Origin of the sequence: Streptomyces aureoversilis, assembly GCF_042657885.1 — a bacterium.
Lineage (GTDB): Bacteria > Actinomycetota > Actinomycetes > Streptomycetales > Streptomycetaceae > Streptomyces > Streptomyces aureoversilis.
On the sequence record NZ_JBHSKJ010000038.1, the window covers coordinates 1 to 11874 of the forward strand.

General features: G+C 61.0%; 6 protein-coding genes, 1 tRNA gene and 10 pseudogenes. 13 read left to right on the forward strand and 4 right to left on the reverse strand.

Translation table 11 applies throughout. The annotated features are described in order from the left end of the window. The 4 genes and pseudogenes from ACFPP6_RS35695 to ACFPP6_RS35710 form a co-directional block, all read left to right on the forward strand. A partial coding sequence (locus ACFPP6_RS35695; protein ID WP_382051057.1) for a transposase occupies positions 1 to 415 on the forward strand: 415 nt, incomplete at its 5' end. 169 nt (positions 416 to 584) lie between these two features. After that, positions 585 to 1058 carry an ATP-binding protein gene (locus ACFPP6_RS35700; protein ID WP_382051058.1) on the forward strand — a complete coding sequence of 158 codons (474 nt, stop codon included), beginning with the start codon at positions 585 to 587 and terminating at the stop codon, positions 1056 to 1058. A 196-nt stretch (positions 1059 to 1254) separates the two neighbouring features. Further along, positions 1255 to 1338: transfer RNA gene (locus tag ACFPP6_RS35705), tRNA-Leu, on the forward strand. Between the two features lie 166 nt (positions 1339 to 1504). Then, positions 1505 to 1657 (forward strand): annotated as a pseudogene (locus ACFPP6_RS35710) (IS5/IS1182 family transposase); the annotation flags it as partial. Between the two features lie 82 nt (positions 1658 to 1739). Here the strand turns inward: ACFPP6_RS35710 and ACFPP6_RS35715 are convergent. Continuing rightward, positions 1740 to 1890: pseudogene (locus ACFPP6_RS35715) on the reverse strand (IS5/IS1182 family transposase); the annotation flags it as partial. A 54-nt stretch (positions 1891 to 1944) separates the two neighbouring features. Next, entirely contained in the window at positions 1945 to 2157 is a 213-nt protein-coding gene (locus ACFPP6_RS35720; protein ID WP_382051059.1) for a hypothetical protein, read from the reverse strand. 1179 nt (positions 2158 to 3336) lie between these two features. On the opposite strand from ACFPP6_RS35720, the pseudogene ACFPP6_RS35725 reads away from it, so the two are divergent. The 6 genes and pseudogenes from ACFPP6_RS35725 to ACFPP6_RS35750 form a co-directional block, all read left to right on the forward strand. Then, positions 3337 to 3711 (forward strand): annotated as a pseudogene (locus ACFPP6_RS35725) (transposase). Between the two features lie 1022 nt (positions 3712 to 4733). Further along, positions 4734 to 4991 (forward strand): DUF6355 family natural product biosynthesis protein, encoded by a 258-nt coding sequence (locus ACFPP6_RS35730; protein ID WP_382051060.1) that lies wholly within the window; start codon positions 4734 to 4736, stop codon positions 4989 to 4991. Positions 4992 to 5259: 268 nt separating this feature from the next. Next, a pseudogene (locus ACFPP6_RS35735) lies at positions 5260 to 5400 on the forward strand (IS5/IS1182 family transposase); the annotation flags it as partial. Between the two features lie 53 nt (positions 5401 to 5453). After that, the gene (locus ACFPP6_RS35740; protein WP_382051061.1) at positions 5454 to 5771 is read left to right on the forward strand and encodes a transposase; all 318 of its coding nucleotides are present in this window, start codon (positions 5454 to 5456) and stop codon (positions 5769 to 5771) included. Between the two features lie 80 nt (positions 5772 to 5851). Then, a complete protein-coding gene (locus ACFPP6_RS35745; protein ID WP_382051062.1) occupies positions 5852 to 6739 on the forward strand; it encodes a hypothetical protein in 888 nt (295 codons plus the stop codon). Positions 6740 to 7049: 310 nt separating this feature from the next. Then, positions 7050 to 7619 (forward strand): annotated as a pseudogene (locus ACFPP6_RS35750) (transposase family protein); the annotation flags it as partial. Positions 7620 to 8311: 692 nt separating this feature from the next. Here ACFPP6_RS35750 and ACFPP6_RS35755 read toward each other — a convergent pair. Further along, a pseudogene (locus tag ACFPP6_RS35755) lies at positions 8312 to 8647 on the reverse strand (helix-turn-helix domain-containing protein); the annotation flags it as partial. A gap of 451 nt (positions 8648 to 9098) precedes the next feature. Here ACFPP6_RS35755 and ACFPP6_RS35760 point away from each other — a divergent pair. After that, a pseudogene (locus ACFPP6_RS35760) lies at positions 9099 to 9878 on the forward strand (transposase). Between the two features lie 69 nt (positions 9879 to 9947). Here ACFPP6_RS35760 and ACFPP6_RS35765 read toward each other — a convergent pair. Continuing rightward, positions 9948 to 10746 (reverse strand): annotated as a pseudogene (locus ACFPP6_RS35765) (IS5 family transposase). Between the two features lie 47 nt (positions 10747 to 10793). Here ACFPP6_RS35765 and ACFPP6_RS35770 point away from each other — a divergent pair. Together ACFPP6_RS35770 and ACFPP6_RS35775 are read left to right on the forward strand one after the other, a co-directional pair. Beyond that, positions 10794 to 10930, forward strand: a pseudogene (locus ACFPP6_RS35770) (IS5/IS1182 family transposase); the annotation flags it as partial. A gap of 28 nt (positions 10931 to 10958) precedes the next feature. Next, positions 10959 to 11725: pseudogene (locus tag ACFPP6_RS35775) on the forward strand (transposase). Positions 11726 to 11874 lie beyond the last annotated feature (149 nt).

Below are 11874 nucleotides of genomic sequence, written 5' to 3' on the forward strand. Positions count from 1 at the left end.
TCACCTGATCTGTGACGGCAACGGCACCCCGTTCAAGGTGATCACCACCGCGGCCAACGTCAACGATGTCACGCAGAGCCTGAACCTGGTCGACGGCATCCCGCCGGTCGCCGGCCGGCCCGGCCGTCCCCGCAAGCGCCCCGAATCCCTGCTTGGCGATAAGGGCTACGACAGCAACCCGAACCGGCATGAGCTGCGGAAACGCGGCATCCTGCCAGTCATCTCCCGCAAAGGCTCACCCGGCATCCACGGCCTGGGCAAGCTCCGCCATGTTGTCGAGCAGGCCTTCGCCCTCCTCCACCAGTTCAAGCGCCTCAGCGTCCGATGGGAACGACGCCTGGACCTGCACGACGCCCTTGCCTCACTCGCCTGCGGACTCATCTGCTGGCGACGCCTGAAGAACCGCACATCATGATCCTGTTACGAGCTCATAGGGACGACTTTATACTGCCCTCCCTTCTTTCACCTGTTGGGATACTGTCAGTTCCGCCCCACCGAAGCTCGGGGAATAATCATCCATTCCATCCATTGATAATCAACAGGTGAAAAGCGTGTATTCGAGGCCCCCTCTTCGGAGTTTTATTATGTCGCGAAACCCTGCTAATTCCAATGAAGCTTCAGGTGATCTTTGTTCGTTGGGTTCCGTAAGGCGAGGCTTGCGGGAAATGGTAACCCCGCACGCAACCCCTGAAAGCGTGGGCGAGATCGAGTTAGTGGCGCACGAGATTGTGATGAATGCTCTTTTGCATACACCTGGAGAGGTATATGCAGTAATCGTTATTTGCGAGAGTGAGGGAATGCGTAGGCTGAGATTTTGGGTGGAGGACTGCTCCCTTCATCGACCGAGTTTAAGGTTGATCGAGCTATGGGAAACCAGAGGAAGGGGTCTCTGGATCGTTGACCATTTTGTCGACAGATGGGGTGTGGAGATTGCGCCAAACGGAAAGAGTGTTTGGGCGGAGTTTTCGCTTGATGGGTATATGAAATCTGACCCTCCGTTCAACCTGCTCGAAAGTGGAGCTGAGATTTTGCGAGGGGTGCGCTGGAGGCTTCGATAGGATAGCTAACTTGACGTGTAACGGCAGCTTTATGCCACTTGTTATCTGTAGAGGAGTTCGATGCATGGGGAGAATTTAGAGCATTATTTGAAGGGGGAGTGCCTTCAGGAGTATTTTGCGCGCTATGTGATTTTGCGGCATCTCTCGGCAAGGCCTTGACGTCGTCCTGGTGGGCGATTTACCGACCTGCTGTAAAGAGCGAGTGGCGAAATGGGAATACGCAGCAGACTTAAAATCTGCCACCTTTACTGGTTTGCGGGTTCGAGTCCCGCCTCGCTCACTCCGTAGCGGCTCCACGCGGGATATGCCGGCCCCTGGGGGTGTCTCGTTTGGAGCCCCAGGACCGCGGGGGCTTCAGGGCCTGGCTGTCGTGGGTGTTGGCGGCGGAGAGCCCGACGAGCAGCAGCCCGTTCTGATCCGAATATGACGTGTATTTCCCCATGGGACACGAATCCCACGCGGGGGACTCCAAGCCGCAGCGGCTCCACGCCTACATAGCCTTCGACGTCCCTCACCTGCGGAGATGGCTGTGGGGTAAGAGTATCGGCGTCCGTATCGCCCGCAAGGGCATCGACTCCAGCGAACGACTGGAGCGGCGGTGCCGCGGTAGCTCCAGCCTCCGAGGATCGGGACGTTCTTCACGGCTCGGTCTACTGCGGATTCCCGGTAGGCACGGGCGTTCGTGCCGGTTGCCGGGCAGCGGGCATCCGGCCGCCACGACCAGCCGGGTGTTGGCGTCGATGACGACTTGGTGGTTGGTGGAGTACCTGTAGTTCTTGCTTGATGCGGCGATACTCCGGTCACGGGTGGGGGCCAGGATGCCGTCCACGATCCATGCCGCACTGCGGGAGGAGTATCTAGGCCTGCCCGAGACCATCACCGCAGCCTAAAGATCTTCTCGTAATCGTGCTGGTTGGTCTGTGTTGGTCTGGTCGTAGACGCCCTCAAAGGCCTCTGCCAGGACGCCGAGGCTGGCGTAGGTGGCGTAGATCGTGACCGGCCCCTCCCCGTGCCACATGGCCAGCCGCACCGGGTTCGTGGTGCAGCGCACCTTGAGGTTCCACAGATCCGGGTCGTCCTGGAGCGAGTACACCGCCACAGCTGGCCCTCGGTGCCCAACCCGGTGCCATTCCTTGACCGTCTGTGCCAGGAGAGTTCGAGGGCGACCCATAAGTGCCGTTTTTTGGCCTCATTGAAGTGGATCGCAACTTGCCCATCCAGAGATGGCAGATGATTTGTTCTATGCTATTGGATATATTGCTCCTGTGTTTCCAGCTCCGAGGGTTTGGAACACAGGCGGCCGCTGGGGTAAGGGGACAAGGGCCCCCGGCGGTTCCTCCGGGGAGCGGCCCGGGGGAGGCGCGGCCGTGTATGGGTGCACGGTCGCGCCTTCCGGACTTTACGTGAGCTTGTTCAGCGGTGGGTCTCCAGGGTGAGGGTTGCTTGGGCGATTAACGTGAGTCTGGTGAGGCTGCAGCGTGCTTTGTGAAGGATGCGCCAGGTCTTGATCCGGGCGTCGTTCTCTCCACCGGCCACCGAAGGCGGGAGTACGCTCGGTTGGCGCACTTCTGTTTGATCGTGAGGTCTTCCAGGGCTTTCGCCGGCGGGGAACGGCGACGGTGTCGCCGGCGCCCCGGTAGGCCATTGTCGGCCGGTACGGGAAAGCTCAGGCGGGTGCAGGCGGAGATGATCCGGTCCCTGCAGATGGCGGTCAGGTCGTGGGTCCGGCCTAGTAAGTTCACGGATTCCCCGCTCAGTGTAAATGATGATGTTCCCATTAGCGCGACCGTGGATGTAATCGTTGTCGCAAATGCGCTCTTGAAAAAGCTGCGAAGGTTTTCCACTGTAGTCCTTTTGGGGGAGGGGCGCCCGAGCCGTTCTGTTGCCGCCTATGCCGGTTTACAGGTCGGTTGAAGATGGTATATGCTCATCCCCTTTCGCGGCAGAGGGGTTAGTGGCGAGAGGTAATCCCAAGTAGGGATAGTGGCAGAAAACTAGCCGGGTGTCAATGTCGACATTGTTCGAGCCCTCCTTGCTTGCCTCGACTGGTTGACATTGAAGGAAGGCTGGCTAGTGATATTTCTGGAATCCTATATATCGACTACTGGTTTTATCTGTGTGTTTCATGCGAGCTGACGTGGGGCGATCGTTGCGCATGTATGAGGTATCCGTAGGGTGGTGGACTGACCGACGGTGGGGGCTTTCCGGGATCCCCGAAAAACCTTAGCAGTCTTCCATGTGAGGTCCGCTTAGAGCGCCATAAACGGCGAACCGCTGCATGGAAACATCCCTGAAGGAGGGCCGCAATTCGGCCGGTGTAGCACGTCGGCACTCGGGTGCGACCGAGCGGATTGAGAATTCTCAGATCGGAGTGTTTCTCGCTTATACCTCTCAGCATGGACGAGCCCTGCTGGGACGGGAGTTTTATCTCCCCGAGAGGATGGACGTCCGATCGTGAGCGGTGTCGTGCGGCAGGCATTCCGGACGATGTTGAGTTCACCACAAAGCCTGACTCCTCGCGCTCCGCATGGTCGAACGTGCTCTGGCGGCGGGGATTCCGTTCGGCCGGGTGACTGCCGACGCGGTATACGGAGGTGCCGGGCGGTTCCGCCTGTGGCTCGAATCGCGGGACATACTTACGTCTTGGCAGTGACCAAGTCGCAGTCGGTCGTTTCGATGGGTCTACTTAAGAAGCGGCTCATCACGTCATCGCTCGGTTGCCGGAGGATGCCTGGGAGCCACTGAGCTGCGGGAGTGTCGTCCGAGGTCCACGCATCTACGATTGGGCGGTCGAGCCTATCCGGCCTCTCCGCCGTTCCGGCTGGGATCACCGGCTGCTGGCTCGCCGGAGCCGGTCGAAGCCCTCGGAGATCGCTTACTACATCTGTTTCGCTCCCGAGAGCACCGCCCCTGAGGAGTTGATCCGCGTGGCCGGCTTCCGTTGGTCCGTGGAGGAAGGTTTCCAGGCCGCGAAGAACGAGACCGGGCTGGACCACTACCAAGTCCGCGGCTATGAAGCGTGAAAGAAGTGCTCCTAATCTGCAACGGTGGGGTTTGTCGAGGTTCCTGTCGACTGCGGAAGAAGAAGAGCTTCTCAAGTGTCCGGATGGTGTCCGGAGTAGCGGAGCTCTCGGCGAAATCTGCTGGTCGTGGGCTGGACGTGGGGCACCTGCCATCGGGCAGAGCTGATGTTATGTCAGGCAATGTTGTCCACCGTACGACGCTGCCGGCCGCGAGGCGGATCTCTCCGAGCTCAGATCCACGAGCTCCGCGATGGCTGCAGGACCAAGCCCTGTCACCTGGCGATAGTCAGGCCCCCAGGGCGTCGCCGTAATCACGCTACACCACTCGGCGGGAGGCCACGATCCGGGCGATCCTGTTGGAAACGGCACTCGCCGTCCCTCAAATTTAGCAGGTGATGTTCTGTCGTGGTCTCCTGGGTCAATTACCCAAATGCTGGCGTATTATCGACGAATGCCGCATTAATGCTTTCTCTCGACGTCCGGACGCTTCCCTTTGTGAACTCGACATTCCTGGAAGATTAACTCGGCGATCTTGGTGTTCTAGTCACATTAACCCGAAAGGGAGTTTGGTGTTATGATTGTAAATCGCTTACCGCTCGCCGTTGGAGTTGTTCTTGCACTTGGGCTCCCTGTCGCTTTAGCTATCCCTGCCATGGCCGAGGAGGTAGAGCCTGAGCGCTGCGGCTTCTACGAGACAGTCACGGACGCTTACTACAAATACTGCCCCGATGGTGCGCAAGTTCGAATTAAGGTGCATGTTGGGGAAAATGAGTATGAAAAATGTGTAGGTCCCGGCGTGACGTGGCTAGGGTCGGAATATGAAATCCGAGGTGCTTGGGAGGTAAAGGTTCCATGTTATGGTATCGCTGGCGTCGCGATCCCTGAAAAATTGGGAGCCTTGCCGGAATAGCTGGAAATTTAGGACTCGGAACTATTCTAGTTGACACTCAACAGCTAACTCGTGCGTGTCGTTGTGTACATATGGAAGGAGTGCACCGAACCGCCTATCTGCGCGGCATTGACCCACAGACGGGATTCTTTCGCCACTGCTAGCCAACGTGGCCCTCTCGGTCTTGGACGAACACTTCACCAAGATTGAGGGGTCCGCAGGCCAGGTCGGCCGAGTGCAGGATGCTACCGCGCAGGTCGGTGTGGAGTTACATCCGGACAAGATGCGGGTGATCGAGCGCACGATGTCGTGGCTGACCGGCTATCGCCGGCTCTCGCCCCGCTACGAGCGCGATCCCCGCAACTACCTGGCCTTTCTCGGGCTTGCCGCCGCGATCTGCTGCTACAAGCGACTCGTCCGCCTCACCACAGAGGACACGATCTTAGACCCAACACCGGTGACTTTGTGTGGTGTGGTCGTTGGGTGTGGTGTGCCGAGGCCTGGGCCCGGGCACCCCGCAAGCGCCCTGAATCCCTGCTGAGCGACAAGGGCTACGACAGCCATCCGAACCGGCGTGAGCTGCGGAGACGAGGCATCCTGCCCGTCATCTCCCGCAAGGGATCACCCGACATCCACGGCCTGGGCAAGCTCCGCTACGTCGTCGAGCAGACCGTCGCCCTGCTGCACCAGTTCAAACGCCTCGCAGTCCACTGGGAACGATCCCTCGACCTCCACGACGCCCTCGTCTCCCTCGCCTGCAGCCTCATCTGTTGGCGACGCCTCAACAAGCACAAACCATGATCGTGTTACGAGCTCTTAGATTAGGAGAGCCTAGATTGATTAGGCGAAAAAAATGTGTTACTAAAATTACTGTACCTGTTGTGCTTCTTTCCTCGGCATCAACCTTTCTTTTGGCCCCTGCGGCGACTGCTCATCCGATGGAATCGCCCCCAGTATTGACAGCATCGGCACTCAGCGTGCCGGGGGGGCTCAGCCCTGCCGCTTCTGTTCCTTGCTGGGCTAATACTTCCAAGTCAGGTATCACAATTATTAACGACAGGGGTGGCGATGTCTACGCTTTCGCTTTCGTGAATCCGGTAGTGCAAATTGCAAATAAGGTTCATGAGGTTGCTGGCTCTGTAGTCTCGACCATCGCTACGGGTGCCGTAGGAGTGGTCAAGCTTCCCGTCAGTGCGATTACGGCTATCAAAGCTTATAAGGCGTTAAAAACACTCAATAGCGCGGGCGACTTCGTTCAACTTGCGAAAGTGAGCTGGGAAGTGATCTCAGCGCTAAAGAGTGTCGCGACCGTTGTGAAGGATGCCGGTAAGGCAGCAGAGATCAATAAAGAGATCGAGAAGATTGAGAAAAGTCTCAGCGACTTAAAAAATAAGGCGACTTTAGTAAAAGGTGGGGAGTGTAAAAAGATTTACGAGGGTACTGAGGGCTGGTGGAAGGAGTTCCTGAAGGGCATCGAAAAGTCGCCAGGCTCACTTCTTGAGAGATGGGGCGGGCCAACGGTTAATGTTTTCCTCTTCCGCGATACGGGTGCGGGTTTTAAATACGCAGAGGTTTTGACCTATAAGGATTCTTCGTGGATTGTTCAAAATTCCAGAGTGCTCCAGCATTGGACGGGGGCCCTGGTTAAGGGGAAGCCTAACTACTGTACCGATAATCCGAGCTACCGTCCGTTCCTGCTGGGCGGTAAAAAAATCCCGGAGAAGGAACGCAAGCCGCTGATGTGTACCGCCAGGGTCTCCGTCGGCTGACTGAGATTTTTGGATCTTCAGAGTGAACCTTCTTCGCCCTCCTGGAACAGGATGAAAAAGTTTGAGTGAACCTCTTTAATTCTCTGCGTCGAAGGAGTGGAGAACTACCTCTGACCTGCGACGGCACTGCCTTTCATAACCCCTGGAACCCCAGGATAAAAGAGGTTCAGTGAGCGTCTTTCATCCTGTCTCGGAAGGGTGAAAATGGCTGGTCAGATGGGGTAACGAGGCGAGGCTCCTGGTCGTTGCGCTGGTGTTCTCTACGCACCGCGCTTCGTCCGAGGAGCCTCGCTTGGTTCCGTATCCTTCCATGCTCGACGTCCCGTACGAGCTTGTTGAGCATGTCTCCTGGCTGATCCACGCCCGCCGGCGAGAAGTCGGCACCACGTGGAGGCGGTTGGGTTGTTTCAAGCAGGCCCTGCTGATGCTGGCACATCTGCGGAAGAACGAGACATTCGCGCAGGTCGGGGCCGGTTTCGGAGTGTCGCAGTCCACAGCCTGGCGCTACGTCGACGAGACCTTCGAGATCCTGGCCTCGTGGGCCCCGGGTCTCCATGAGGCCCTGGCCGGCCTAGGTGAGGGCGACTTCGTCATCGTTGACGGCACCCTCATCCCCACCGACCGGATCGCTGCGGACGAGCCGTACTACTCGCAAAAGCACAAGAAGCACGGCATGAACGTGCAGGTCGTCGCCCGCCCGGACGGCACACCCCTGTGGTTCTCCAGGGCACTGCCCGGCCGGACCCACGACCTGACCTCGGCTCGCGCACACGGCATCGTCCAGGCCTGTCTGACCAGGCAGATCTTGATCCTGGCCGACCGGGCCTACCAAGGTGCCGGGCCACCATCCGCCCCGTACTACGGACACCGCGAACTTCCATGGAACGGGAGCCCTTGAGTCTGGTGACCTGAGCTCAGAACCCCGCCGTTACCAGCGACGCACGTCAGGCCGGGGACAGATCCTCGAACACTGATCTGTATCTACACCCTCGGCATCAGCCGACCTCCCTCGATGAAGATCACTCATTCGTGCGACCTCGTGTCGCACCGCGCGCTCGGACTACTACGGGACCTCCGCCCCATCCCGCGGCCCTCGGCCGACGACGGGCCTGCCCTGGACCAGGCCGGCTGCCTGGCCCGGAGGGCGACCGGGGAAGGTTCCCACGTTCACTCGATGACCGGTCGACGAGGGAGGTGCCCAGCTCTTGCTCCGGCAGCATCGCCACGACTACGCCGCAATCCTTCATCGTGGCCTCCCCACCGACGGAACTACGCGGCTTCGGAGTTGACCACCGGAGTGGTCACGCACTGCGTCCCGGCCCATATCCACCAGATTGGAGCCGGTTCGTCGCTTACGGAGCTTTGCCACTGGTTCCTCGCGTACACCTTCTCGTCTCGCTTGCCGGACCCGCACCGTCTGGCAGTGCCAGCACGTTCCGGCGTTGTCAGGGCTGCTTCCCACCCTCACCGGCGTACCCCGGATCAGGCTGCCTTCAGCTTCAACCGGACTGCTGCGACAGCCCGGTGGCGGAGTCATTTCATCCCCGCCCGGTCATCAAGCGCCTCGTGGCGCACAGTTCCGTCCACGATCAGTACCGTGCCTGCCGGGTGCCGACGACGGACCAGAGCCAGCGCAAGGAACGGAGCGATGTGGTCGATGACCGGGTCCGCAGCCGACTTCGAGATCCCGAACAGCGGGCCGAGCTGCCGCATGGTGAGGTTCGTCCGCCAGTACGCAGCCACCAGCAGCACCCGATCCTCCAGCGGCAACCCCCACGGCCGACCGCCGGACGGCACACCACCACCCCGACGCCGCACAAGACCAACCAGCTTGCGAAACTGCCGCTCACCCAGCCCTGCGAACAGCCCTACCCAGCCCGGCTCAGACGCCGACACCACAGCACCCACACCAAGATCATCACATGCCTGACCAGGGCTTACGGGACATCATTTAGCCGCTTTCGTTGATTGCGACGCAGTGGCGGTGGGACTTGCCTGCGTCGACGTCGGCCCAGATCGCGGCCACGGGATGCCTCCGTGCTGTGCGCTGCTGGCTCTGCCCACGGACGACCTCGCTGTCAACTCCCCACTGAAAGTGAAATTGCTTCGATGGACAGTTCTTCCCGACCTCTGAATCCCAGATAACGCCAGAAACATCGTTGACTCGGAGCTCCATGGTGCACACGAAGACACGGATTCACCTCGAGTACGGATATACGCTTTGCGGCTTGACGGTTCGACCAGTAAATGTCACTCTAAATCCTGAAAGTCGATCCTCGCGTCGAGGAAGCGAGCGCTTACTGAACCACGCCTAAAGATCTTCTCGTAATCGTGCTGGTTGGTCTGTGTTGGTCTGGTCGTGCAGGTGGTCTCCGCTCAGTGTCGTGAGTTCGTCGAGGTGTTCACCGGGCTGCGCCCGCGGCCGTTCCAGCGGCTGGTCAGGGCTGTCCACCGGGCTGGTGGGCAGGCCCTGGATCCCGGCCGGCCAGGCCGTCCGTGGTCGCTGTCCCTGGAGGACCGGGTGGTGCTGTGGTGGCGGTGTACTGCCGCACGAACCTGTCCATGCCGCAGTTGGCCCCGCTGTTCGGGATCTCCACGGCGGCGGTCGGCCGGATCATCGAGCGGCACGGCCCGCTGTTGACCCTCGTGCCCGCCAGAAGCAGGCCGGGCGGCGGTGACGTGCTCGTCGTGGACGGAACGCTGGTGCCCACGCGGGACCGGCCGGTCGCCGCCTCCGCGAAGAACCATCGCTACTCGGTGAACGTGCAGGTCCTGATCAAGGCCGACACCAAGCTCGCGCTCACGGTCGGCCGACCGCTGCCCGGCAGCCACAACGACTGCACCCCTTCGCCGACTCCGGCGTCAAGGCGGCCTGCGAGGACGCGACCGTCATCGCTGATGGCGCTACCAGGGCACCGGACTGCTCATCCCGCACCGCCGTCAGGCCGGGCAGGAACGGCTGCCGCAGCGGAAAGAAGAACACAACGCATCGCACCGCCGGGTGCGGGCTCGCGTCGGGCACGTCTTCGCTCGCATGAAGACCTGGAAGATCCTCCGCGACTGTCGGCTCAAGGGCAACGGCGTCTACTGGGCCACCAGCAGCGTCGCCCACATGCACAACCTCGCCCACGCCGGCTGACCGAGCCCGACAACACCCATGTCGCCGCAGCACAGCTACGCGGTTACGAGAAGATCTTTACAGGTCGTCTCATTTGGCGAGTCGGCGGTAGCAGATGAGGGTGCAGGCGATGCTGGTGAAGGCCAGGAAGTGTTCGGCTTTGCGCTCGTAGCGGCGGTGGAGTCGGCGGCATCCAGCGAGCCAGGCCATTGTGCGTTCGATGGTCCAACGGTGCCGGCCCAGTCGCTGTGAAGTCTCGATGCCCTTGCGGGCGATGCGGTGGGTGATGCCGCGCCCGCGTAACCATCGTCGCAGGTGGGAGTAGTCGTAGCCTTTGCCGCCGTGGAGCTTGCCCGGCCTGCGGCGCCGTGGTCCCCGGCGGGAGCGGATCGGTGGGATGCCTTTCACCAAGGGGATCAGCGCCTGGCTGTCGTGCAGGTTCGCCCCCGAGATCCCCACGGACAGGGGCAGACCGGTCCGCTCGGTGATCAAGTGGATCTTCGAGCCGTACTTGCCCCGGTCCACAGGATTCGGATCCGTCAGGTCCCCCTTTTGAGGGCCCGCATGTTCACCGAGTCGATCGCGCAGCGGGACCAGTCAAGCTCGCCACGGGCGCCGAGTTCGTCCAGGACCAGGCGATGGAGCTTCGCCCCACCCTCGCCTTGGTCCACTCGGAGAAGCGCCGATGGGCCGTGGCTCCGGACGGCCCGAACGACGCCGAGGGCAGCTGCTGCCACGTGCAGCCTGACGTGGCCACGAACACGATCGCCACCAGTACCTCCCGGTCGCCGTGTCGGCGTCGCCCGCCACTCTGAGGCCGCGACGGCGCCTCCGGCACCACACGCTGGAACAACTCCCACAACTCATCCGGCACCAGCCGCTCAACAATCCCCACTTCCAGAGACTATCGAACCTCGCCAAATGAGATGGCCTGTTAGCGAATGGCTGGGACGACGCTGCTGGGCAACGGGCGGACTATGTCGTGGCTGTCCGGCTACCACAGACTCAGCCTCCGCTACGAACGCGCCGCCCCTCCTCGCAACTACCTGGCCTTCCTAAGGGTTGCCCCGTAAGTGATCTCGCCCTGCAATGATCTTGATCGTGTCAGGTGTGATCACGGCGTCGGAACCGTCCTGGATGGCCCTGTTTACCGGGCTGAACTCGCGCGTCTTCGGCAAGTTGGTGACCGCGCTTCGCCGCGAGGGCGCCAGCTTTCCGGGCCAGGGGCGGCCGTGGGGTCTGCCGCTGGAGGACCGGGTGCTGTTGGTAGTCGCTTACTGGCGCACGAACTGACGATGCGCCAACTCGCCCTATTGTTTGGCATCTCGAAGTCGGCGGCCGACCGCACCATCGACCAGCTCGGCCCGCTCATCGCATTCCAGTCTCGGCGCCGGTTCGCCAAGGACACCGTGCTGGTAGTCGACGGCACCTTGGTGCCTACCCGGGACCACAGCATCGCTGAACAGTCAAAGAACTACCGGTATTCCACTAACCACCAGGTCGTCATTGACGCGGATACCCGCCTGGTCGTTGTGGTCGGTGAGCCTTTGCCCGGCAATCGCAACGACTGCCGGGCATGGGAGGAGTCTGGCGCGAAGGCCGCCGTGGGCAGGACCCTCACGATGGCCGACGGCGGCTATCCGGGCACCGGCCTCCTCATGCCCCACCGCCGCACCCCGGGCCAAGAGTTGCCGGGCTGGAAGCGCGAGCACAATCGCTCGCACAAACAGGTCCGGGCCCGCGTCGAGCACGTCTTCGCTCGCATGAAGACCTGGAAGATCCTCCGCGACTGCCGTCTCAAGGGCGACGGGGTCCGACACGCCATGCTCGGCATCGCCCGACTGCACAACCTCGCTCTCACGGGATAGCTTCTGCCGCATACGAGACCTTAGAGGACGTCTGGTTCGCGTAGTTCATGAGTGATTGCGTTTTATGCGTCTCGCCAGGTAGAGGTGGATTCTCCGGTTGCTCGCTTGGCCAGGTTGGCGATGGCGGCGAGGCGGATCATGCTCTCGGA

What these genes read in the sequence shown, in the direction of transcription:
- ACFPP6_RS35700 (WP_382051058.1), top strand. Translation starts at nt 585, where the DNA reads ATGTCGCGAAACCCTGCTAATTCCAATGAAGCTTCAGGTGATCTTTGT.
- ACFPP6_RS35730 (WP_382051060.1), top strand. Translation starts at nt 4,734, where the DNA reads ATGGCCGAGGAGGTAGAGCCTGAGCGCTGCGGCTTCTACGAGACAGTC.